Below are 23,392 nucleotides of genomic sequence, written 5' to 3' on the forward strand. Positions count from 1 at the left end.
GCTCGCGAATGAGGCGACGCGGTGTTACTGGCCGCTGCGCAGCATTTCCTTCGGCACATACTTGCCGATCTCGAACTTGCCGATCGCCGCGCGGTGCACTTCGTCCGGGCCGTCGGCCAGACGCAGGGTGCGTTGCATGGCATACATGTAAGCCAGCGGGAAATCGTTCGACACCCCGGCGCCGCCGTGCATCTGGATGGCCCGATCGATCACTCGCAGGGCGACATTCGGCGCCACAACCTTGATCTGTGCGATCTCGCTTTTCGCCACCTTGTTGCCGACGGTGTCCATCATGTACGCCGCTTTCAACGTCAGCAGGCGCGCCATGTCGATCTCCATCCGCGAGTCGGCGATCTTGTCGATATTGCCGCCCAGACGCGCCAACGGCTTGCCGAACGCGGTGCGGCTCACCGAGCGTTTGCACATCAGTTCCAGCGCACGCTCGGCCATGCCGATCGAACGCATGCAGTGGTGAATCCGGCCCGGGCCAAGGCGACCCTGAGCGATTTCGAAGCCACGTCCTTCGCCGAGCAGGACGTTTTCGTACGGCACCCGCACGTTGTCGAACAGCACTTCGGCGTGGCCGTGCGGTGCATCGTCGTAACCGAACACCGGCAGCGGCCGGACGATCTTCACGCCGGGGGTGTCGACCGGCACGAGGATCATCGAGTGCTGGGCGTGACGCGGTGCGTCGGGGTTGCTCAGGCCCATGAAGATCAGAATCTTGCAGCGCGGATCGCAGGCGCCGGAGGTCCACCATTTCTTGCCGTTGATCACCCACTGATCGCCATCACGCACCGCGCGGGCGGCCATGTTGGTCGCGTCGGAAGACGCCACGTCGGGCTCGGTCATGGCGAACGCCGAACGGATCTCGCCGCGCAGCAGCGGTTCGAGCCAGCGCTGTTTCTGTTCTTCATTGGCGTAACGCACCAGCACTTCCATGTTGCCGGTATCCGGCGCCGAGCAGTTGAACGGCTCCGGCCCCAGCAGGGAACGGCCCATGATTTCCGCCAATGGCGCGTATTCGAGGTTGCTCAGGCCGGCACCCAGTTCGGACTCGGGCAGAAACAGATTCCACAGCCCTTCAGCCTTCGCCTTGGCCTTGAGCTCCTCCATGATCGCGGTCGGCTGCCAGCGATCGCCCTCGGCGACCTGGCGCTCGAACACCGCTTCGGCCGGGTAAACATAAGTGTCCATGAACGCGGTCACGCGCTCACGCAGTTCTTGCACCTTGGGCGAATAAGCGAAATCCATGGGTAGTTACCTTCTCGGCAGAGGTTGTTCAAGTTATGCAATCGATGCTAGAACAGCGCTGATAATTTACCTAGCCTATTCTCGGCGTGTATAAACATTCATCACCGATATATGATCGGCTGATCCTGAGCCCCAAAACACTTGCACTTAATAACAAGAGAAGCCGCGTTATGAACCTGAGCAAGGTCGACCTCAACCTTTTCATCGTCTTCGACGCGATCTACACCGAAGCCAACCTGACCCGCGCCGGGCAGATTGTCGGCATCACCCAGCCGGCGGTGTCCAACGCCCTGGCGCGGTTGCGCGAAACCTTCAACGACCCGCTCTTCGTGCGTACTGCCCAAGGCATGGTGCCCACCCCGATGGCGCAGAACATCATCGGCCCGGTGCGCAACGCCCTGTCGCTGCTGCGCGTGTCGGTGCAGGAAAGCCGCATTTTCAACCCGGCGCAGGCGGTCAAGACTTACCGCATCAGCATGACCGACCTGACGGAAGCAATCATTCTGCCGCCATTGTTCCAGCGTCTGCGCCGCCTGGCGCCGACGGTGATCATTGAAAGCTTTCTGTCGAAACGCCGGGAAACCACCAAGGAACTGGCGGCCGGGCGTCTGGATTTCGCTGTGGATGCGCCGCTCAACACCGACCCGCAGGTGCGTCACGTCAAGCTGATGGACGACCGTTACGTCTGCGCCATGCGCAAGGGCCATCCGATGGCGGGCAAGGAAAAACTCAGCCTCGATGATTATCTTTCGCTGACGCACATCCATATTTCCAGCCGCCGCAGTGGTCTGGGTTATGTCGATCTGGCGCTGGGCAAAATGGGCATCCAGCGCAAGATCGCCCTGCGCTCGCAGCACTACCTGATGGCGTCGCAAGTGATGCAGCAGACCGACATGGTCATGACCGTGCCGGAACGCTTCGCCCGCCGTCATGACTTGCAGGCGTTCAATTTGCCGGTGAACGATGTGCCGTCGGTGGAAACGCATTTGTACTGGCACGAAAGCACCGACCAGGACCCGGCCAACCGCTGGATGCGCGAGCAGATGATCGAGTTGTGCCAGCAGGTGACGGCGCAGGAGAAAAAGCTGGATAAGCAGGCGGTTTGAGGAAAATCAAAAGATCGCAGCCTTCGGCAGCTCCTACATTTGGAATGCATTCCCCCTGTAGGAGCTGCCGAAGGCTGCGATCTTTTTCTTGCTTGACGTAAACGTAAACCACCGATTAGCTTAGCGCCATGCCCCTTTTCCGAGCGCTTTCATGAGCAGTCAGACTTACAGCATTTCCGATCTCGCCCGCGAGCTGGACATCACCACCCGGGCGATCCGTTTTTATGAAGAGCAAGGCCTGCTAAGCCCCGAGCGTCGTGGCCAGGAACGTATCTATTCGCCGCGCGACAAGGTCACTCTGAAGCTGATCCTGCGCGGCAAGCGCATCGGTTTTTCCCTGGCCGAATGCCGCGAACTGATCGAGCTCTACGACCCGTCAGGCGGCAACACCAAACAGCTCAACAGCATGCTGGCGAAAATCAGCGAACGCCGTGAACAGCTCGAGCAGCAGTTGCTGGATATCGAACAGATGAAGCTCGAGCTGGACACCGCTGAAGAGCGCTGCGTTCAGGCGCTGGAGCAGACGCTCAAGAGCCAGCAGGCGATTTAACAAATCACCATTTCCCCTGTGGGAGCGAGCTTGCTCGCGAATACGGTCTGACATTCAGAATATCTGTCACTGACCCTGCGCTTTCGCGAGCAAGCTCGCTCCCACAGGGTTCTACGTGAACCCAAAAAACAGGTAGGCCCGCCCATGTCCCTCCCCTCCCAAGTACGCCTGATCGAAGTCGGCCCGCGCGATGGCCTGCAGAACGAAGCCCAGCCGATCAGCGTGGCTGACAAGGTGCAACTGGTCGATGCCCTGAGCGCCGCAGGTCTGGGCTATATCGAAGTCGGCAGTTTCGTCTCGCCCAAGTGGGTGCCGCAGATGGCCGGTTCGGCCGAGGTGTTCACTCAGATCCAGCGCAAGCCTGGCGTCACCTATGGCGCGCTGGCGCCGAACCTGCGCGGCTTTGAAGACGCACTCGCCGCCGGGGTCAAGGAAGTCGCGGTGTTCGCTGCGGCCTCCGAGGCGTTTTCACAGCGCAATATCAATTGTTCGATCAGCGAGAGCCTGGGGCGCTTTGCGCCGATCATGGAGGCGGCGAAACAACACGGCGTTACCGTGCGCGGTTACGTTTCCTGTGTGCTGGGCTGCCCGTATGAAGGCACGGTCGCGCCGGAGCAAGTGGCGATGGTCGCCCGTGAGCTGTACGCGATGGGCTGCTACGAAGTGTCGCTGGGCGACACCATCGGCACCGGCACGGCGGGTGCGACCCGGCGCCTGTTCGAGGTGGTCTCGGCGCAAGTGCCGCGGGACAAGCTCGCCGGGCATTTCCACGACACCTACGGCCAGGCCATGGCCAACATCTACGCCAGCCTGCTCGAAGGCATTGCGGTGTTCGACAGTTCTATCGCCGGCCTCGGCGGCTGCCCGTACGCCAAAGGCGCAAGCGGTAACGTCGCCACCGAAGACGTGGTGTACCTGCTCGACGGCTTGGGCATCGGGACCGGTATCGACCTGGACGCCCTGATCGCCGCGGGCCAGCAGATCAGTTCAGTGCTCGGCCGCCCAACTGGATCGCGAGTGGCGAAGGCACGTAGTGCCCAGTGAGGTGTTACCGCTGGGTCAGTGATGTGGGCAAAAGCGAGTAACACGGAAACAAATTGTCTGGCTTTGCCCTACGCTGAAAAATACTTAAAATCGTAACCACTTGATTTACAACGTATTTCTAAAGTTGGCACGACACCTGCTATCTCTATCGCATAACAAGAATAAAAAGCCGCAACCAATAAAAACAAGACGAAACGACTCTGACATAACAAGAACAACACGGCAGAGACGCAGCTAACAGATTTTTTTGGAGAAGGTGTGCTTTTCAGGGTGCTCTCAGGAGTGACCCGCAACCGGGCAGAGAACAATAAAACTACCTTCAGGTAGCTCCCGAATCGGTTGGATCGTTTGACGAGAAAGCAGATCAGCGCTCAAAAAAATACGTTTGCTCTTGACCCCGGATGGGGGTCGCCAAAAGCTGTACAGGGCCACGGTTGCCAAAAACAACAACAGACCGACCCTCAATAATAAAAAGAGCACGCAACGACAAATTAAAGGGGAGCCTCGGCTCCCCTTTGTGCTTTCTGTGATTCGTCTCTCTATCACTGCATCCCTGTGGGAGCGAGCCTGCTCGCGAAAACGGTGTGCCAGACACATTTACGCTGAATGACACACCGCATTCGCGAGCAGGCTCGCTCCCACAGAAGTTTTGTGGTTATCGGTCGATTGTTTTCAGCTCTTCGATACTGATCTCACGCATCCTGAATTTCTGGATCTTCCCCGTCACCGTCATCGGAAACGCGTCAACGAACTTGAAGTAACGCGGTGTCTTGAAGTGAGCGATGCGCTCCTTGCACCACGCTTGCAGCTCAAGCTCCGAGGCGCTGTGGCCGGGGTGGAATTTGATCCAGGCGACGATTTCCTCACCGTAGCGCGAGCACGGAATGCCTATTACCTGCACGTCCGCCACCGCCGGGTGGGTGAAGAAGAATTCCTCCAGCTCGCGGGGATAAACGTTCTCGCCACCACGAATGATCATGTCCTTGTTACGCCCGGCGATGTTGACGTAGCCCTCTTCGTTCATGCTCGCCAGATCGCCGGTGTGCATCCACCCCGCCTCATCGATGGCTTCGGCCGTGGCCTGTAGGTTATTCCAATAGCCGAGCATCACGCTGTAACCGCGCGTGCACAATTCACCGATGGTGCCGCGCCGCACGATGTTGCCAGCGGTGTCGATGATCTTGCTTTCCAGTTGTGGCTGAGTGCGGCCGACCGTGGTCACGCGCAACTCCAGCTCATCCGCCGGCCCCGTTTGCAACGACACCGGGCTGGTTTCGGTCATGCCGTAGGCAATCTGCACTTCGCTCATGTGCATTTCGTTGATCACCCGGCGCATGACCTCGATCGGACAAGTGGCGCCGGCCATGATCCCGGTGCGCAGGCTCGACAGGTCGAAAGCTTGCCGCTGCGGCTGATCGAGCATGGCGATGAACATGGTCGGCACACCGTACAGCGCCGTGGCCTGTTCTTCGGCCACCGCTTGCAGGGTCAGCGCCGGATCGAAGGCGTCGTTGGGGTAAATCATCGTGCTGGCGTGGGTGACGCAACCGAGATTGCCCATGACCATGCCAAAACAGTGATACAGCGGCACCGGAATCACCAGACGATCGGCAGCCGTCAGCCCGAGGCTTTCGCCGACCATGAAACCGTTGTTGATAATGTTGTAGTGGCTGAGGGTCGCGCCCTTGGGGAAACCGGTAGTGCCGGAGGTGTACTGGATGTTCACCGGTTGATCGAAATGCAGACTGGCGCTGCGTTCGCGCAGTTGATCGGGTGAGACGCCGGCGGCCAGATCGTTCAGTTGCCCCCACGGTAAAAAGCCGCGCGGCGGATTTGCGTCGAGGCTGATCACGCCGTGCAAATCCGGGAGGCGTTCACTGCGCAGGTGACCGATGGCGTGCTCGGCCAGTTCTGGCGCCAGGCCCTGGAGCATTTCGTGATAATTCGAGGTTTTGAACGCTCCGGCACAGACCAGCCACTGACAGCCGGACTGCTTGAGCACATATTCGAGTTCGGAACTGCGGTAGGCGGGATTGATGTTGACCAGGATCACGCCGATCTTCGCCGTGGCGAACTGGGTGATGCACCACTGCGCGCAATTCGGCGCCCAGATGCCGAGGCGATCGCCGGTCTGCAGACCCAATGCGAGCAAGGCTCTGGCCTGCTCATCCACCGCGTCGGCCAGTTGCCGCCAGGAGTAGCGCAACTGTTGATGGCGCACCACCAGCGCCTCGCCGTCCGGGTGTTGCGCGACGGTCTGATCGAAGCGCTGACCGATAGTCATCGCCAGCAGAGCCTTCTCCTGAGAGCCACGGCTGTAGCTAGGCTGCGGATTTGCACTGGGTTGATCCATGACGACCCCTATTGTCTTTATTAGTGGGTTTGACCGAATTCAATCTTTGTGGGAGCGAGCTTGCTCGCGAAGAGGCCAGCATATTCAGCATAAATGTTCACTGAACTGACGCGAGCAAGCTCGCTCCCACAGGTTTCATTCGGCTTGCGAGTCTGAACTGTCCTTACTCTCGCCCAAGTTGACGCTTACGTAAAGCCGATTGACAGTAGAACTGTGGAAGCTTTACGTTAACGTAAAGCTGAACGCCGATTCGTCGTGCGCTCCACCCGATAAAAAAGCCAAAAGGTGCCCCATGAGCTATCCATCCCTGAACTTCGCCCTCGGTGAAACCATCGACATGCTGCGCGATCAGGTGCAGTCCTTTGTCGCCGACCAGATCGCGCCGCGTGCCGCGCAGATCGATCACGACAACCTGTTCCCCGCCGACATGTGGCGCAAATTCGGTGACATGGGGCTGCTCGGCATCACCGTGCCGGAAGAGTACGGCGGCGCGGGCCTGGGTTATCTGGCGCACGTGGTGGCGATGGAAGAGATCAGCCGTGGTTCGGCATCAGTGGCGCTGTCCTACGGCGCGCATTCCAACCTCTGCGTCAACCAGATCAACCGCAACGGCAATCACGAACAGAAAAGCAAATACCTGCCAAAACTGATCAGCGGCGAACACGTCGGCGCCCTGGCGATGAGCGAGCCCAATGCCGGTTCCGACGTGGTCTCTATGAAGCTGCGCGCCGACAAACGCGGCGATCGTTTCGTCCTCAACGGCAGCAAAACCTGGATCACCAACGGGCCCGACGCCAACACCTACGTCATCTACGCCAAGACCGATCTGGAGAAAGGCCCGCACGGTATCACCGCGTTCATCGTCGAGCGCGACTGGAAGGGCTTCAGCCGCAGCAACAAGTTCGACAAGCTCGGCATGCGCGGCTCCAACACCTGCGAGTTGTTTTTTGATGACGTCGAAGTGCCGGAAGAGAACATTCTCGGTGTGCTCAACGGCGGCGTGAAGGTGCTGATGAGCGGTCTCGATTACGAACGGGTGGTGCTTTCCGGCGGTCCCACCGGGATCATGCAGTCGTGCATGGATCTGATCGTGCCGTACATCCACGACCGCAAGCAGTTCGGCCAGAGCATCGGCGAATTCCAGCTGATCCAGGGCAAAGTCGCCGACATGTACACCCAACTCAACGCCAGCCGCGCCTATCTGTACGCGGTGGCCCAGGCCTGCGAGCGCGGCGAAACCACGCGCAAGGACGCCGCCGGGGTGATCCTCTACACCGCCGAACGCGCCACGCAAATGGCCCTCGACGCGATCCAGATTCTCGGCGGTAACGGCTACATCAACGAATTCCCCGCCGGGCGCCTGCTGCGCGACGCCAAGCTCTACGAAATCGGCGCCGGCACCAGCGAAATCCGCCGCATGCTGATCGGTCGCGAACTGTTCAACGAAACCCGCTAAACGGAGCTGACCATGGCAACGCTGCACACTCAGCTCAACCCGCGTTCAGCGGAGTTCGCCGCCAACAGCGCGGCGATGCTCAAACAGGTCGACGCGCTGCACACTTTGCTCGCCCAAGTGGCGCAGGGTGGCGGTGCCAAAGCCCAGGAACGCCATACCTCGCGCGGCAAACTGTTGCCACGTGAGCGCATCAACCGCCTGCTCGATCCGGGCTCGCCGTTTCTCGAAATCAGCCAACTCGCCGCCCATGCGGTGTATGGCGAAGACGTGCCGGCCGCCGGCGTGATCGCCGGGATCGGTCGCGTCGAAGGCGTGGAATGCATGATCGTCGCCAACGATGCGACGGTGAAAGGCGGTTCGTATTACCCGCTCACGGTGAAGAAACACCTTCGTGCACAGACCATCGCCCAGCAGAATCGCCTGCCGTGCATTTATCTGGTGGACTCGGGCGGCGCCAACCTGCCGCGTCAGGACGAAGTGTTTCCGGATCGCGAGCACTTCGGACGGATCTTTTTCAATCAGGCCAACATGAGCGCCATGGGCATCCCGCAGATCGCCGTGGTCATGGGCTCGTGCACCGCTGGCGGCGCGTATGTGCCAGCGATGGCGGACGAAGCGATCATGGTGCGCAACCAGGCAACCATTTTCCTCGCCGGCCCGCCGCTAGTGAAAGCGGCGACCGGTGAAGTGGTCAGCGCCGAAGACCTGGGCGGTGCCGATGTGCACTGCAAGACTTCCGGCGTGGCCGACCATTACGCCGAGAACGACGAACACGCCCTCGCCTTGGCCCGCCGCAGCGTCGCCAACCTCAACTGGCGCAAGCTCGGCGAGGTGCAGCAACGCACGCCGATCGCGCCGCTGTACGCCAGCGACGAGTTGTACGGTGTGGTCCCGGCCGACGCCAAGCAGCCATTCGATGTGCGCGAAGTGATCGCGCGGCTGGTCGACGGCTCGGTGTTCGATGAATTCAAAGCGCTGTTCGGCACCACGCTGGTTTGCGGTTTCGCTCACTTGCACGGCTACCCGATCGCGATCCTGGCGAATAACGGCATCCTCTTCGCCGAAGCCGCGCAGAAAGGCGCGCACTTCATCGAGCTGGCCTGCCAGCGCGGAATTCCGCTGCTGTTTCTGCAGAACATCACTGGCTTCATGGTCGGCCAGAAATACGAGGCCGGCGGCATCGCCAAGCACGGCGCCAAACTGGTGACCGCGGTGGCCTGCGCCAAGGTGCCGAAATTCACCGTGATCATCGGCGGCAGCTTCGGCGCCGGCAACTACGGCATGTGCGGTCGCGCTTACGACCCGCGGTTTTTGTGGATGTGGCCGAACGCCCGGATCGGCGTGATGGGCGCCGAACAGGCCGCTGGTGTGCTGGTGCAGGTCAAGCGCGAACAGGCCGAACGCAGCGGTCAGGCGTTCACTGCTGAGCAGGAGACCGAGATCAAGCAGCCGATTCTCGACCAGTACGAAGAGCAGGGTCACCCCTACTACTCCAGCGCGCGGCTGTGGGACGACGGCGTCATCGACCCGGCGCAGACCCGCGATGTGCTGGCCCTGGCCTTGTCCGCGGCGCTGAACGCGCCAATCGAACCGAGCCGCTTCGGCGTGTTCCGGATGTGATGGGAAGAATCTGATGAACGACTTCAATACCCTCGAACTGCAACCCGATCCACGCGGTTTTGCGACGCTGTGGCTCAACCGCGCCGAGAAAAACAACGCCTTCAACGCCGAGATGATCCGCGAACTGATCCTTGCCCTCGACAAGGTCGCCAGCGATTCGAGCCTGCGTTTTCTGCTGCTGCGCGGGCGCGGCAAGCACTTCAGTGCCGGCGCCGACCTGGCGTGGATGCAGCAATCGGCCGAGCTTGATTACCACACCAACCTCGACGACGCCCGCGAACTGGCCGAGCTGATGTACAACCTCGCCAAGCTGAAAATCCCCACCCTCGCCGTGGTCCAGGGTGCGGCGTTCGGCGGTGCGCTGGGTCTGATCAGTTGCTGCGACATGGCGATCGGCACCGATGACGCGCAGTTCTGCCTGTCGGAAGTGCGCATCGGCCTGGCGCCGGCGGTGATCAGCCCGTTCGTGGTGCAGGCGATCGGTGAACGGGCGGCGCGGCGTTACGCGCTAACGGCCGAGCGCTTCGGCGGACAGCGGGCGCGGGAAATCGGCTTGTTGTCTGAAAGCTGTCCTGCCGCTGAACTGGAGCAACAGGTCGAGCAGTGGATCGACAACCTGTTGCTCAACAGCCCCGCCGCCATGCGTGCCAGCAAGGATTTGCTGCGTGAAGTCGGCAATGGCGCACTGACCCCGGCCCTGCGCCGTTACACGGAAAATGCGATCGCGCGGATTCGCGTCAGCCCCGAAGGCCAGGAAGGCTTGCGCGCCTTTCTGCAAAAACGCCCGCCGAACTGGCAAGCCGCATCCACCAAGGAGTCGCGTTGATGAGCGCACCTGTGATTACCACCCTGTTGGTGGCCAACCGCGGCGAAATCGCCTGCCGGGTCATGCGCACCGCCAAGGCCTTGGGTCTGACCACCGTCGCCGTGCACAGCGCCACCGACAGAGATGCGCGGCACAGCCGTGAAGCCGATATCCGCGTTGACCTGGGCGGCAGCAAGGCCGCTGAGAGTTATCTGCAAATAGATAAATTGATCGCTGCTGCCAAGGCCAGCGGCGCCCAGGCGATTCATCCAGGCTACGGCTTTCTCTCGGAAAACGCTGGATTCGCCCGCGCCATCGAAGCTGCCGGCCTGATCTTCCTTGGCCCGCCCGCCTCGGCCATTGATGCCATGGGCAGCAAATCCGCCGCCAAAGCGCTGATGGAAAAGGCCGGTGTGCCGTTGGTGCCGGGCTATCACGGCGAAGCGCAGGATCTTGATACCTTCCGCGAAGCCTGCGAACGCATCGGTTATCCAGTGCTGCTCAAGGCCACGGCCGGTGGCGGCGGCAAGGGTATGAAAGTGGTCGAGGACGTCAGCCAGTTGGCTGAAGCCCTCGCCTCCGCTCAGCGCGAAGCGCAGTCCTCGTTTGGCGACTCGCGGATGCTGGTGGAGAAGTATCTGCTCAAGCCACGTCATGTGGAGATTCAGGTGTTCGCCGATCAGCACGGTAACTGCCTGTATCTCAACGAGCGCGATTGTTCGATTCAGCGTCGCCATCAGAAAGTCGTCGAAGAAGCACCAGCGCCGGGCCTGACGCCCGAATTGCGCCGGGCGATGGGCGAAGCCGCCGTACGTTCGGCGCAGGCGATCGGTTATGTCGGCGCCGGCACCGTGGAATTTTTGCTCGACGCGCGCGGCGAGTTTTTCTTCATGGAAATGAACACGCGGCTGCAGGTCGAGCACCCGGTGACCGAAGCGATAACCGGGCTCGATCTGGTCGCCTGGCAGATTCGCGTCGCCCGTGGTGAGGCGCTACCGATCAGTCAGGCACAGGTGCCGCTCAATGGTCATGCGATTGAGGTGCGCTTGTATGCCGAAGATCCGGCGAATGATTTTCTTCCGGCCACCGGGCGTCTGGACTTGTATCGCGAATCGGCGCAGGGACCGGGGCGACGGGTGGACAGCGGCGTTGAGGAAGGCGACGAGATTTCGCCGTTCTACGACCCGATGCTCGGCAAACTGATTGCCTGGGGGGAAGACCGCGAACAGGCGCGCTTGCGTCTGTTGAGCATGCTCGATGAGTTTGCGATCGGCGGTCTGAAGACCAACATCAATTTCCTGCGCCGGATCATCGCGCATCCGGCGTTTGCCGCGGCACAGCTGGATACCGGGTTTATCCCGCGCTATCAGGAGCAATTGCTGCCAAGGCCGGGCACATTGAGCGATGAGTTCTGGGAGGTGGCGGCGCAGGCGTTTGCGCAGAGTCTGCCAACCCGTGCGCGGGCAGATGACCCCGCTTCGCCGTGGTCTTGCGGCAGTGGTCTGCGAGCAGGTTTGCCGGCGCAAATCACTTTGCATTTGAGTTGCGAGGGACAGGATCGCGCGCTGACCCTGGGAGCTGCGGCCCACGCCAAACTGTTGGGCGAAGCGCTGGTGGTCGAGCATGAAGGCGTGCGCCGCACGTTGCGGGCGATTCGTCAGGGTGGTTCGTTGTATCTGCAATGGGACGGCGAATTGCGGCGCATCGAGGCGTTCGATCCAGTCAGTGCCGTCGAAGCCAGCCATAGCCATCAGGGCGGCCTGACCGCGCCAATGAACGGCAGCATCGTGCGCGTGCTGGTCGAAGCCGGGCAAGCGGTTGAGGCCGGGGCGCACCTGGTAGTGCTCGAAGCCATGAAAATGGAACACAGCATCCGCGCGCCACAGGCCGGTGTGATCAAAGCGCTGTATTGCCAGGAGGGCGATATGGTCAGCGAAGGCAGCGCTTTGGTTGAACTGGAAGAAGGATGAAATAAAAGGATCGATCCTGGCCTTGAGCGAGGATCGATCCGCTCAGTAACGCGCCGTTGCCTGAACCACCACGCCGATAATCCGGCATTCATCGGTGAGCAGGGTTTTCGGCCAGGTCGGATTGAGCGGCACCAGGTAACGCTGGCCGGCCTGCTCGTCGAGTTTGCGGAAAATTGCTTCTTCGCTGTCCGGCCACTGGGCGATCACCAGTTTGCCGGGCACCGCTTCCAACTCCGGATCGACCAGAATCAGCATGCCTTCGGCAATGCTCTGGCCGCTCGGCGCGGTCATCGAATCCCCCGTGACCGTCAGCCAGAACGCCGCACCGCCGCGAGCGTGGTAATCAGTGAGTTCGAAGCGCTGCTTCGCCGATGCGCCGGCGTAGCTAGCTGCAGCGTCGCGCACCTCGCACGGCGCTCGCCAGTCGCAGACCGGGTAACGGAAGTACGGGTTGTACTTCTGCGCCAGCGGCATCTCGTCATCCGCCGTGGGCTGCGGCTCGCGGATGACCAGGACGACTTCGAGGAAATCCATTCCCAGCGCCTTGAGCACGCGATTCATTTCGCTGACACCGGGTTCGCGACGCTTGTTCAGCCAATGACCGATCCCGCCCTGGGACATGCCGACGCGCTCTCCGAGCTCTGTTTGAGTGATTTTGAGTTCACTCATCTTGGCCTTGACCAACTCAATCCATTTATCCATGTGCCGCACCTTACGCGGACGTCTTCGACCGGCAAAACACATATTGTAGTATTTAAATTCTCGTCACAAATACAAGCGGTACTATCCTAAGGAAACGGACTTTCAATTGAACATGGAGTGCCCTTTCATGATGAACATCAGCAGCAAAGACTTGCCCGACCTGCAAATCGATACCAGCTTCTCCTCGCCTCAGGGCAATGCCGCCGCACAGCGCGCGCTGGACTATTACTTGAAACCGGCTGTTTCAGAACCTGAGACGGACGAACGTTTCTTCAATGTCAAAGGCCATCTCAGCGGCGAGGAAGCGCTGGTACATGCTTCGGATCTATTGCGATGTGCAGCCGCCACGGCATTCAAGGCAGCAGAAAACCTGCAAGGCACGAATCGGGATCTGGCTTTCTCGGTGGTGCACATGGTGGATATGGCGCGGGCGATGGTCGACCATTCGATCGATAACGACGAAGTCACGGCGAACAAGGTTCGGGCGGACAGGAAAGAATTTTCCCATCGCGCAGATAAAAACATTTGACTTGCAAATGATAATGATTATTATTGCAAGCAGCTGGTCGCGAGATCAGTCGATGGACCAGAGACCTTAGGTCGGTCTTCTGGACTATCTCCTCATCAGGCTAATCACGGTTTTTGACCCGGCTTTTTGCCGGGTCTTTTTTTTGCCCGTTTTCCGGGCTTGTGTCTTCAGGCTAATGAAGTCTTTGGGTGCTGCAAATTCGATGGCGCGGATAATATCAAATGAATATCGATTGGCAACCCGAGCCCAGCCACAATGGCCGAAACTAATGGCAATCAGCACTTGAGAATCAATCGCATAGGCCCTAAGCTGCGGTCGCGTCACGGAGGACGCCCCCCGCTCGCGATCCGCAATTCCCCTCGGTTTCACCCCAGCCTGCGTGTAAAGTACCGGTCATAAAAATCCTGCTCAGGAAGCGACTATGACCGTGGCCAAATCTTCGTTCGATATCAGCGCCAATTTCGACAGCGGCAATATCCAAGTCATCGACATCAGCAACCCGCTCAATCCGGTTCTGGCCATCCGCCCGGACACTCGCAGCGCCCATTTCCAGTGGTTCCACTTCAAGGCCAGCGGCCTGCATGTTCATCAGGAGCACTGGTTTCGCCTGGTCAACGCCAGCCAATCCTCCTATAACAAAGCCTGGACCGGCTATCAGGCAGTCGCTTCCTACGACCACGTCAACTGGTTCCGTATCCCCACCAGCTTCGAAGGCGACAGCCTGCGTTTCTGCCTCGAAGCCGAACAGACCCACGCCTGGTTCGCTTATTTCGAACCCTACAGCCGCGGCCGTCACGACTGGCTGATCGAGCAGGCGCTGAGCAAGGCTGGCACCGAATTGCTGGCAACCGGCAAAAGTGTCGAGGGCCGCGACATTCAGTTGTTGCGCAAAGGCAGCGGCGCCGGAGGCCAACGCAAGATCTGGATCATCGCCCAGCAGCATCCGGGCGAGCACATGGCCGAATGGTTCATGGAAGGTGTGATCGAACGCCTGGAACGACAGGACGATCCGGTACTGAACAAACTGCTGGCCAGCGCCGATCTGTATCTGGTGCCGAACATGAACCCGGACGGCGCCTTCCACGGCCACCTGCGCACCAACGCCATGGGCCAGGACCTGAATCGCGCCTGGCAGAACGCCAGTCAGGACATCAGCCCGGAAGTACTTTTCGTCCAGCAGCAGATGGAAAAATACGGTGTCGATGCATTTATCGATGTGCACGGCGATGAGGAAATCCCCCACGTTTTCACCGCCGGTTGTGAAGGCAATCCTGGCTTCACACCGCGCATCGAAAAGCTTGAAGAGCATTTCCGCAGCCATCTGAAGCACACCACCAAAGACTTCCAGACCACCTACGGCTATACCCGCGACGAACCGGGTCAGGCCAATATGACGCTGGCCTGCAACAGCGTCGGGCAGACATACGACTGCCTGTCGCTGACCCTGGAGATGCCGTTCAAGGACCATGACGACCACCCGGACAAGATCACCGGCTGGTCGGGCAAGCGTTCGAAGCAATTGGGCAAGGACGTGCTGACCACGCTCGCCGACATGGTCGACACCCTGCGCTGATCCCCTCGCCCGCACCAACAAAAGATCGCAGCCGGCCTGCGATCTTTTGCTTTGACGACTCAGCCGCGATCGCGCCCGCGCAACATGCTCTCGAGCACTTCGTCACGACGCACCCAGCCATGAAACAGCGCGGCCGCCAGGTGCAGCAACACCGTCAGAAACAGCAGATACGCCAGATAGCCATGGGACTTGCGCAACAGCGCAAACAGTTGCGCATCCGCCGGCACGATCGACGGCAGATGCAGCGACGCCGTGAGCATCACCGGTTCGCCCGATGCACTGATCATCGCCCAGCCGAGCAGCGGCAATACCAGCATCAACGCATACAACAAGACGTGGGAAGCCTTGGCTGCCAGCACCTGCCAGCCCGGCAGATCATCCGGCAACGGTGGCTGGCGCGTGGTGAAGCGCACCAGCAGGCGCACAATCACCAGCGCCAGAATCGCGATGCCCAGCGGCTTGTGCAGATGAATCAGCCATTCATGGCGAGACGACACCGAAGTGACCATGCCTGCGCCGATAAACAGCATTGCAATGATCATCAGCGCCATCAGCCAGTGCAGCAAACGCGCCAGCAATACGAAATGAGTCGGGTGCTTGCTCATGGGCGAGCCTCCTGTCTGGCGGCGGGCAATTGGCTGACTTCGCTGGTGCGACGCAGGTAGGAATCGGCGTAACCGGCGGAGCGCGCGGCGAGCAATGGGTCTTCCGAACCTTGAATCCCGGCTGGCAACACCAGCGGGTCATAGTTGATATCGCGGCACTCGCCACTCAGCTGCGGCTGGGTTTTTTCCAGCACCAGCGTCCCGGCGTTCAGCACTTTGCGATCTGCAGGCCAGGATTTGCTCGCATCGTTGACCGGGTCGTCGGCGTTGGCCAGGGTGATGTTCAGCTGGAAGCGCAAGGGTGCGGCGGCCAAGCGTTGCACCAGGTCCTTCTCGAGAAAGTCCGCGCCTTCAGGAGCGGTGGCACCCGCCGCGTCCTGGGCCAATGGCGTCATGCTCCAGCGCACCGCCTGTTTCTTGCCGTTGCCATCGACCAGATAGAACGCATTGATGCTGTTATAGGTTTCAGTGGCGTAGCTGGCCGAAGGCTTGGCGGTCTTCACCCAAGTCAGAAACGGCACGGCCTCAGGGTGTGCGGCGAAGAAGGCCGGCACCTTCGTAGGGTCGGGTTTGCCGGTGGCGGGATCCGGCGACTGCGCCTGTTGTAACTGATAGAACGCCTCGGGTGTGCCGATCGGGAACACCGGCATGCTGTTCATGCCGGTGCGCCACTGCTGGCCGTCCGCCTGAGTGAAGCGCAGCGCCAGACTGCGGATCGGCACGGCGCTGTCCGGCGCATAGGGATTGCCGGCCGGCAAGGCGAAACGCCCCACCACCGGCGTCTGCGGCAGGTTGAACACCTGCGCAGTGGAATACTCGCGCGCCGCGCCGCTGCTCTCGAAATGGCCGATCACGCACACACCCTTGGCATGATTGCGACGAAAGCCGGGATGCACGCCGTTGTTCTTCTCCAGCACATCGACCAGCGCTTTTGGCGTCAATCGTTGTGGGTCAAGGTTGCCATGCACGTAGGCAAACGCCCCGGCCACGGCGGCAACAATCACGGCAATGGCGCCCAGACGGAAAACCAGGCTCGCGGCGCTCAGTGGCTGGCGCGGCGGCCTGCCCGGCGGTGCAGCGTTGGGGGACGAGCGATCAACCATGAATATCTCCAGGCCATCGGCCACAAGTGGAAAGAGTCAGCAAGACGCACCCCGTCAGGGTTTATTCCACGGCGCCGTATTTATTTTTGCGCACGGGGAATAACCTGCGCTGACGGGCGTCTTCCTAGTCCACAGCGTAGCGACCAGCAGAAATTCATGAGCGAATTCGACGAACAGTTGAGAGAAATCATTCCCAGATTGCGCCGCTTCGCCGTGTCGTTGACGCGCAACAGCTGCAGCGCTGACGATCTGGTCCAGGCCAGCCTCGAGCGGGCGCTGTCGGCGTGGGGCGAAAAACGCGCCGAAGGCGACTTGCGTGCCTGGCTGTTTGCGATCCTCTATCGGCAATTTCTCGACGCGCACCGTCGCTCGCGGCGCTATGCGCGGATGCTCGAATTTTTCACCGGTCGTGACGACGCCGAACCTTCGGTGGAGCGCACGGTGATTGCCCAGTCGACCCTGCAAGCCTTCGAACGCCTGCCCACCGAACAACGCGCCCTGCTGCTGATGGTGTCGGTGGAGGGCCTGTCCTATAAAGAGGTCGCCGAGATCCTCGGCGCCCCGATCGGCACCGTGATGTCGCGCCTGTCCCGCGCCCGCCAGGCCTTGCGCCAACTCAGCGACGGCGAAATCAGCAGCCCTTCCCTGCGGATACTCAAATGATCAGCCTGCCTCCCAATGAGCGTGACTTGCACGCCTACGTCGATCACCAGCTCAGCGACGCCGACCGGCGCGTGCTGGAAACATGGCTGGCCAGCCACCCTGAAGAAGCGGCGCAGGTTCGCGCCTGGCAACGCGACGCCCAGCAGTTACGTGCGGCCCTCAGTGGCGGGTTGCAGCAGCCGAGTAATCCGGCGCTGGATCCGATGATGATTCGCCAGCGTCGCCGCCAACAGTCACGTCGGCATCTGGCCAGCGCGGCGGTGTTGCTGATCGCCGTCAGCGTCGGCGGTTTCAGTGGCTGGCAGGCGCGGGAAATGACTCTGGTGCGCCCTGCGCAATTGCCGATGACTGACGCCTTGCAAGCCTATCGTCTGATCGCCCAGCAAGGCGTGTTGCCCGCCGATTACAAGGTCGACAGTGACGGCGACATGCAGCGTTGGCTCGACCGTTACTTCAGCGGCGCCGGACGCTTGCCGAATTTGAAGGCAGCCGGTTTTGAACCGGTCAGCGGGCGCTTGCTCAGCACCGATGAAGGCCCGGCGGCGATGGTGATGTATGAGGATGGCGGCGGCCACAAGGTCAGTTTCTACCTGCGTCCGCCGGGGCCGCAAAACACTCTGCTGCCGCGCGGTTCGCGCAGCGATGGCGATCTGCAGGCCGATTACTGGTCGGGGCCGGGCTACAACTACGCGGTGGTCAGCCCGACCGACTCGCCGGCAGCAGAGTTGCTCAAGCAATCGCCACCGTTCTGAAACAGGGCCCTTGTAGGAGCTGACGAGTGCAACGAGGCTGCGATCTGTTCGCGGCAACCCAAGATCAAAAGATCGCAGCCTCGTTGCACTCGTCAGCTCCTACAGGGACCGTGCACATATTTCATGGAGCCAGCCCCTGAGCTCTGGTTACACTGGCGCCACCGCGCTCCCGGTGGAGCCCGCCCAATCAACCAGGAGCCTGTCCCGCGTGCCCGCCCGAACGCCGAAACGATCACGACTGAGCCAACGCTGGCCGTTGCTGCGCCGCCTGTTCGGCAAAGGCGTGCCTGTCAGCGCCGGGCACGATGCCAACGCCGCGATCATCCGCGATTATTTTCGCGACAAGGCTCACAGTCAGGGTTACACCCTCAGCCGCAGCCAGCAGCACGTCATTGATTGCATGGCGCAACAGGCCAGCGTGCTGTTGGGCGACAGCGGACTCACACCACCCAGTCTGTATCTGCACGGCGCGGTCGGGCGCGGCAAGAGCTGGCTGCTCGACGGTTTCTTCCAGGCACTGCCGATCACCCGCAAGCGTCGCCTGCATTTCCATCAGTTCTTTGCCCGACTGCACGAGGGCATGTTCCGTCATCGCCAGCAGGAAGACGCGCTGGAAATCACCCTGGACGAGCTGCTGGAAGATTGTCAGGCGCTGTGTTTCGACGAGTTTCACGTGCATGACATCGGCGATGCGATGCTCATCACGCGCCTGTTCAAGGCACTGTTCAAACGACGGATCATGCTGTTGGTCACGTCCAACTACGCGCCGGAGGGCCTGCTGCCCAATCCGCTGTATCACGCGCGCTTCAAACCGGTGATCGAGCTGATCAACACGCGCATGCAGGTGATGGAAGTCGGCGGCGCCCACGATTACCGCACGCTCAACCGCCAGCACACGCATCAGGTGTTTACCCAGGGACACTACGTGTGGCCGGCCACGTCGGCGCAGCGCCAGGCTCTCAACCTGCCGCCAGCCGACGCGCCTGCCCTTGCCCTCGAGGTTGGCAAGCGCCAGCTCCAGGCGCGCTTGTGCGAGGGCCGAAGAATCGCATTCACTTTCAATGACCTGTGTGAACAACCGACGGCAGTGATGGATTATCTGCAGCTGTGCCAGCGTTTCGACCAGTGGATCATCGATGACCTGCCACTGCTCGGGGACTGTCCGATCGCCGTGCAACAGCGCTTCATCAATCTGATCGACGTGCTTTACGATCAGGACAAACACCTGACCCTGCTCGGCCAACTGCCGCTGGGCCAGAGCCTGGAAGGCCACGCCATCGATCTGGCGCGCACGCGCAGCCGATTGGGGCAATTACAGGAAATCCACGAATCTGACTGATACCCGGCCCCCTGTGGGAGCGAGCTTGCTCGCGAAGGCGGTGTATCAATTACATCAGCTTCGACTGACACGCCGCCTTCGCGAGCAAGCTCGCTCCCACAATGATACCCACCAGTATTCCAGCATCCCGCCCCAATCCAGCATCCGCTTTACCGTTATCATGTCGCCCATTCCCAGCGCCCCCGCGTCGCTCCACCGATCAATAGCGAAACCAAACATGCACACCCTTGCTCAACTGCGCGCCGGCGAGCTGTCTGGCATTACCCGCCTCGACCTGTCTTGCGGCCTCAGCGAATTCCCTCGCGAAATTTTCGAACTGGCCGACACGCTGGAAGTGCTCAATCTCAGCGGCAATGCGTTGAGCAGCCTGCCAGACGATTTGCATCGTCTGACCCGACTGCGCGTGTTGTTCTGCTCCGACAACCAGTTCACTGAACTGCCGGCCTGCCTCGGCCAGTGCAACGCGCTGACGATGGTCGGCTTCAAGGCCAATCGCATCGTCGATGTCCCCGGCGCTGCCCTGCCGCCACAGCTGCGCTGGCTGATCCTCACTGACAACCGCATCGAAAGCCTGCCGAGCGAACTCGGCGAACGCCCCGCCCTGCAGAAACTGATGCTCGCCGGCAATCGCCTGCAATCGCTGCCGGAATCCCTGCGCCACTGTCATCGGCTGGAATTGCTGCGCATCGCCGCCAACCAGCTCACCGAGCTGCCACAGTGGCTGCTGACCCTGCCGAGCCTGACCTGGCTGGCCTACGCCGGCAATCCGCTGGAATCCGAAGCCGATGCCGCTGCCCTCGAGGCCACGCCGCTGATCGACTGGTCGGCGCTGCGCCTTGAGCAACAGCTGGGCGAAGGCGCTTCCGGGGTGATTTCCCGGGCGGTGTGGAAGCGTGACGACGGCACGGCGCAGGCGGTTGCGGTCAAGCTGTACAAAGGCGAGATGACCAGCGACGGCTCGCCGCTGCACGAGATGAACGCCTCTATCACCGCCGGTTTGCACCCCAACCTGATCCGCGTCGAAGGGCGCATCAGCGGCCATCCCGATCACCAGCAGGGATTGGTCATGCAGTTGATCGACCCGAGTTTTCGCAACCTCGCCGGCTTGCCGAGCCTCGCCTCGTGCTCGCGAGACGTCTACGCCGAGAATTGCCGATTCTCGGCGGAGGTTGCGCTGCGCATCGCCAACGGCGTCGCTTCGGCAGCGCAACATTTGCATCGGCAAGGCATTACCCACGGCGACCTCTACGGCCACAACATTCTGCTGAACGATCAGGGCGATTGTCTGCTGGGGGATTTTGGTGCGGCGTCGTTTCATGCCACTACCGATGATGCGCAGACCTGTGCATTGCAACGCCTGGAAGTGCGCGCGTTCGGCGTGTTGCTGGGGGAGTTGCTGGCGCGTATCGACTCGGGGTTGAGTACCGAGCGGCGCTTGGCGCTGGAGGCGCTTGAAAGGCGTTGCTGTCAGGCGGATGTGTTGGGGCGGCCGGGGTTCAGCGAAGTGATCGAGGTGCTGGAGAATCTGTGACCGCTGCGCGGTCATTCGCGAGCAGGCTCGCTCCCACATTGAAATGCATTTCAAGGGTGGGAGCCTGCTCGCGAAGAAGCCCTTACTGATGCAGAGGATCAGCCAGCCAGACCGACAAACATGTCCTGCACGTCATCATGGTTGTCGAGGCCTTCGAGGAACGCTTCGACTTCAGCCATCTGCTCGTCGCTCAAGCCGCTGACCGGGTTCTTCGGCTGGTAGCCGAGCTTGGCCGACAGCACGGTGAAGCCTTGTTCCGGCAGGGCTTTCTGCACAGCGTCAAGGTCAGTCGGATCGGTGAGGAACAACGTTGCGCCCTCTTCACCCGGCTCGAAATCCTGGGCACCGGCTTCAATCGCGGCCATTTCCGGATCGGCGTCCGGGGTATCCGGCGAGGCTTCGATCATGCCGACGTGGTTGAACATCCATGCCACCGAACCGGAAGCGCCCAACTGGCCCTTGCGGAACGCCACGCGGATTTCTGCGACGGTGCGGTTGATGTTATCGGTAACGCATTCGACGATCAGCGGCACTTGGTGCGGGGCAAAACCTTCGTAGGTGACGCGATGGTACTGGACGGTTTCGCCCAGCAGACCGGCGCCTTTCTTGATCGCGCGATCGAGGGTTTCCTTCGGCATCGAGGCTTTTTTCGCCTGTTCGACCACCAGACGCAGGTGTGCGTTGGTGGCGGTGTCGGGACCGTTGCGCGCAGCAATGGTGATTTCCTTCACCAGTTTGCCGAAGATTTTCCCTTTGGCGTTGGCTGCCGCTTCTTTGTGTTTAACCTTCCACTGTGCGCCCATTACTCACTCTCTTGATCTGTGGCGCCGAGACATCTATTGGCCGACGCGTGGCCGCAAGTTTATACGGCCTAAAGTCGGCAATCGACCAAAAAAACAGCCGACGGAATCGACATCTTCACCAAAGCGTGTAGGGGGATTCTGAAAAGCGGCTTTGACATGACCATTGAGCTCGACGGTTTCGTACCCTTGAAACCCCGTATCGCCTGACAGGGCCTGCTCGAATGCTCAATGACAAGGAAAGTCCGTTCACCCTTACTCTGATCGACAGTGGATTGCGCCTGCCAGTGGTGCGTTTTCGCGGTGAGGAAGCGCTGAACCAGCCCTACCGTTTCGACATCCAACTGGTCGGTCTGGCTCCGGCCATCGCTCCCAGCGCTTTCTTGCACTGCCAGGCTTTTATGCGTCTGAGCGAACAACAGGGTTTCCACGGTACGATCTCCAGCGCCAGTTGCGAACATCGTGGCACCCATCGGGTGGGCTATCGCCTGATTCTGGTGCCGTATCTGCAACAACTGGCGCAAACGCCTGAACGACGTGTGTTTACCCACCTGAGTGCGCCGCAGATCATTCAACTGCTGCTGGAGGAGCACGCCCTGCCAGTCGACAGCTACCGTATTGAAATGACGGCGGGCCATTACCCGGCACGGCCGTTTTGCATTCAGTACGAGGAAAGCGATCTGGCGCTGGTACAGAGGCTTTGCGAAGAAGAAGGGATCCACTATCACTTCGAGCACGGGCCTGAAGGACATGTTGTGGTGTTCGCCGACGACAGCCTGAGCCTGCCACAAACCCCAGTGGAGATTCCGTTCAATGCCGACGAACAGCCGCCGTCGCCCTGCGTCAGCGTTCTGTACCAACAGCATCGCGCGGCACCTGCCCCGGTACTGCATGCGGTACGCAATCGCGGTCAGCCAACCTGTAACGATGAAGCAGCCAACGAAGTCACCCCGCAGCTACCGATGCCAGCGCGATCGCTGGAGCGTCTGCACGCAGAACAACGCAGCCGTCGTCATCTGCAGCGACAACGCTGCCAGCTGCGCACCATTCACGGTCGCAGTGATTGCAGCGATTTGCTCAGTGGCCGCTTGCTGTTGGTGGCGGAGCACCCGATCCATCACTTCAACGAACAGTGGCTTATCAATGCCGTGCGCCACCATGGGCAGCATCCTTCAATTCTCGAGACGGCCCCGACTGCTCATCGCTACCACAACGACTTTACTGCACAGCCCTGGTCAAGCGACTTCCGTCCGCCGCTCAAACAGGCGCGTCCGAATATTGCTGGTTATCACCTCGCGCGAGTGGCGGGCGCGCCCGGGCAACCGGCGCAAGTGGATGAAAACGGACGCCTCGCTGTGGTCTTGTGGCCAGCGGAGGGAAAACCCGACAGCGACGCCCTGTGGTTGCCGATCGCCATGAGTCGGCTCAACCGCCCGGTCGGCATTGACGAGTTGCCTCGCGCCGGCAGTGAAGTGTGGGTCAGTTTCCTCGACAGCGATCCGGACCGACCGATTCTGTGCCTCGGCCATTCGCGCCAGCCGCCGGCATGCGAGTCGGAGCCTGCACGCGACGGCCTGCTGCTGGACTGGCTGATCAACCGCGCCGAGCATTAGAGCAAAGTCAAAAGATCGCAGCCT

General features: G+C 60.8%; 21 protein-coding genes. 14 read left to right on the forward strand and 7 right to left on the reverse strand.

The window, feature by feature from the left end; all coding sequences use genetic code 11:
* Positions 1-24: 24 nt before the first annotated feature.
* The gene (locus AC0Z4S_RS12340) at positions 25-1,254 is read right to left on the reverse strand and encodes an acyl-CoA dehydrogenase (protein ID WP_016775307.1); all 1,230 of its coding nucleotides are present in this window, start codon (positions 1,252-1,254) and stop codon (positions 25-27) included.
* A gap of 170 nt (positions 1,255-1,424) precedes the next feature.
* Here AC0Z4S_RS12340 and AC0Z4S_RS12345 point away from each other — a divergent pair, with 170 nt between their 5' ends.
* The 3 genes from AC0Z4S_RS12345 (at position 1,425) to AC0Z4S_RS12355 (ending at position 3,954) form a co-directional block, all read left to right on the forward strand.
* Positions 1,425-2,360 carry a LysR family transcriptional regulator gene (locus tag AC0Z4S_RS12345; RefSeq protein ID WP_064363647.1) on the forward strand — a complete coding sequence of 312 codons (936 nt, stop codon included), beginning with the start codon at positions 1,425-1,427 and terminating at the stop codon, positions 2,358-2,360.
* Between the two features lie 151 nt (positions 2,361-2,511).
* Positions 2,512-2,910, forward strand: coding sequence for a MerR family transcriptional regulator (locus AC0Z4S_RS12350; protein WP_016775309.1), 399 nt, complete (start codon positions 2,512-2,514; stop codon positions 2,908-2,910).
* 144 nt (positions 2,911-3,054) lie between these two features.
* Positions 3,055-3,954, forward strand: a complete 900-nt coding sequence (locus tag AC0Z4S_RS12355; protein ID WP_485623188.1) for a hydroxymethylglutaryl-CoA lyase — start codon at positions 3,055-3,057, stop codon at positions 3,952-3,954.
* A 655-nt stretch (positions 3,955-4,609) separates the two neighbouring features.
* On the opposite strand, the gene AC0Z4S_RS12360 is transcribed toward AC0Z4S_RS12355, so the two are convergent.
* Positions 4,610-6,307, reverse strand: coding sequence for an AMP-binding protein (locus AC0Z4S_RS12360; protein WP_485623189.1), 1,698 nt, complete (start codon positions 6,305-6,307; stop codon positions 4,610-4,612).
* Positions 6,308-6,599: 292 nt separating this feature from the next.
* Here AC0Z4S_RS12360 and AC0Z4S_RS12365 point away from each other — a divergent pair, with 292 nt between their 5' ends.
* Genes AC0Z4S_RS12365 through AC0Z4S_RS12380 form a run of 4 tightly spaced genes read left to right on the forward strand, consistent with a single transcriptional unit; the run spans position 6,600 to position 12,158 of the window.
* Entirely contained in the window at positions 6,600-7,763 is a 1,164-nt protein-coding gene (locus tag AC0Z4S_RS12365; protein ID WP_041068789.1) for an isovaleryl-CoA dehydrogenase, read from the forward strand.
* 12 nt (positions 7,764-7,775) lie between these two features.
* Positions 7,776-9,383, forward strand: a complete 1,608-nt coding sequence (locus tag AC0Z4S_RS12370; RefSeq protein ID WP_485623191.1) for a carboxyl transferase domain-containing protein — start codon at positions 7,776-7,778, stop codon at positions 9,381-9,383.
* A 13-nt stretch (positions 9,384-9,396) separates the two neighbouring features.
* Positions 9,397-10,209, forward strand: coding sequence for a gamma-carboxygeranoyl-CoA hydratase (locus tag AC0Z4S_RS12375; protein WP_485623192.1), 813 nt, complete (start codon positions 9,397-9,399; stop codon positions 10,207-10,209).
* Positions 10,209-12,158, forward strand: coding sequence for an acetyl/propionyl/methylcrotonyl-CoA carboxylase subunit alpha (locus tag AC0Z4S_RS12380; RefSeq protein ID WP_485623194.1), 1,950 nt, complete (start codon positions 10,209-10,211; stop codon positions 12,156-12,158). The genes AC0Z4S_RS12375 and AC0Z4S_RS12380 overlap by 1 nt, the downstream gene beginning before the upstream one ends.
* Positions 12,159-12,200: 42 nt before the next feature.
* Here the strand turns inward: AC0Z4S_RS12380 and AC0Z4S_RS12385 are convergent, their stop codons facing one another.
* On the reverse strand, positions 12,201-12,860 hold the full coding sequence (locus AC0Z4S_RS12385) for a LexA family protein (RefSeq protein WP_485623195.1): 660 nt from the start codon (positions 12,858-12,860) through the stop codon (positions 12,201-12,203).
* A gap of 130 nt (positions 12,861-12,990) precedes the next feature.
* On the opposite strand from AC0Z4S_RS12385, the gene AC0Z4S_RS12390 reads away from it, so the two are divergent.
* Positions 12,991-13,389: a DUF6124 family protein gene (locus AC0Z4S_RS12390; RefSeq protein ID WP_253505300.1), complete on the forward strand. Its 399-nt coding sequence runs from the start codon at positions 12,991-12,993 to the stop codon at positions 13,387-13,389.
* Between the two features lie 84 nt (positions 13,390-13,473).
* On the opposite strand, the gene AC0Z4S_RS12395 is transcribed toward AC0Z4S_RS12390, so the two are convergent.
* Entirely contained in the window at positions 13,474-13,713 is a 240-nt protein-coding gene (locus tag AC0Z4S_RS12395; protein WP_485623196.1) for a hypothetical protein, read from the reverse strand.
* Between the two features lie 97 nt (positions 13,714-13,810).
* On the opposite strand from AC0Z4S_RS12395, the gene AC0Z4S_RS12400 reads away from it, so the two are divergent.
* Positions 13,811-14,962, forward strand: a complete 1,152-nt coding sequence (locus tag AC0Z4S_RS12400; RefSeq protein ID WP_485623198.1) for a M14 family metallopeptidase — start codon at positions 13,811-13,813, stop codon at positions 14,960-14,962.
* Between the two features lie 59 nt (positions 14,963-15,021).
* Here the strand turns inward: AC0Z4S_RS12400 and AC0Z4S_RS12405 are convergent, their stop codons facing one another.
* Together AC0Z4S_RS12405 and AC0Z4S_RS12410 are read right to left on the reverse strand one after the other, a co-directional pair.
* On the reverse strand, positions 15,022-15,567 hold the full coding sequence (locus AC0Z4S_RS12405) for a cytochrome b (RefSeq protein ID WP_485623199.1): 546 nt from the start codon (positions 15,565-15,567) through the stop codon (positions 15,022-15,024).
* Positions 15,564-16,670: a catalase family peroxidase gene (locus AC0Z4S_RS12410; RefSeq protein WP_485623200.1), complete on the reverse strand. Its 1,107-nt coding sequence runs from the start codon at positions 16,668-16,670 to the stop codon at positions 15,564-15,566. Before AC0Z4S_RS12410 ends, AC0Z4S_RS12405 begins: the two co-directional genes overlap by 4 nt.
* Positions 16,671-16,826: 156 nt before the next feature.
* Between AC0Z4S_RS12410 and AC0Z4S_RS12415 the strand changes: the two genes are divergently transcribed.
* From AC0Z4S_RS12415 to AC0Z4S_RS12430, 4 genes are all read left to right on the forward strand, one after another.
* The gene (locus AC0Z4S_RS12415) at positions 16,827-17,333 is read left to right on the forward strand and encodes a sigma-70 family RNA polymerase sigma factor (protein WP_485623201.1); all 507 of its coding nucleotides are present in this window, start codon (positions 16,827-16,829) and stop codon (positions 17,331-17,333) included.
* Positions 17,330-18,085 carry an anti-sigma factor family protein gene (locus AC0Z4S_RS12420; RefSeq protein ID WP_485623202.1) on the forward strand — a complete coding sequence of 252 codons (756 nt, stop codon included), beginning with the start codon at positions 17,330-17,332 and terminating at the stop codon, positions 18,083-18,085. Before AC0Z4S_RS12415 ends, AC0Z4S_RS12420 begins: the two co-directional genes overlap by 4 nt.
* A 208-nt stretch (positions 18,086-18,293) precedes the next feature.
* The gene (zapE, locus tag AC0Z4S_RS12425) at positions 18,294-19,424 is read left to right on the forward strand and encodes a cell division protein ZapE (RefSeq protein WP_485623203.1); all 1,131 of its coding nucleotides are present in this window, start codon (positions 18,294-18,296) and stop codon (positions 19,422-19,424) included.
* 217 nt (positions 19,425-19,641) lie between these two features.
* Positions 19,642-20,955, forward strand: a complete 1,314-nt coding sequence (locus tag AC0Z4S_RS12430; protein ID WP_485623204.1) for a leucine-rich repeat-containing protein kinase family protein — start codon at positions 19,642-19,644, stop codon at positions 20,953-20,955.
* Between the two features lie 98 nt (positions 20,956-21,053).
* Here AC0Z4S_RS12430 and AC0Z4S_RS12435 read toward each other — a convergent pair whose 3' ends face one another.
* A complete protein-coding gene (locus tag AC0Z4S_RS12435) occupies positions 21,054-21,758 on the reverse strand; it encodes a YebC/PmpR family DNA-binding transcriptional regulator (protein ID WP_485623205.1) in 705 nt (234 codons plus the stop codon).
* Between the two features lie 221 nt (positions 21,759-21,979).
* Here AC0Z4S_RS12435 and AC0Z4S_RS12440 point away from each other — a divergent pair, with 221 nt between their 5' ends.
* The gene (locus AC0Z4S_RS12440) at positions 21,980-23,368 is read left to right on the forward strand and encodes a type VI secretion system Vgr family protein (RefSeq protein WP_485623206.1); all 1,389 of its coding nucleotides are present in this window, start codon (positions 21,980-21,982) and stop codon (positions 23,366-23,368) included.
* Positions 23,369-23,392: the final 24 nt, after the last annotated feature.

Source organism: Pseudomonas sp. 1L-B-1-E-C1, from assembly GCF_057291835.1.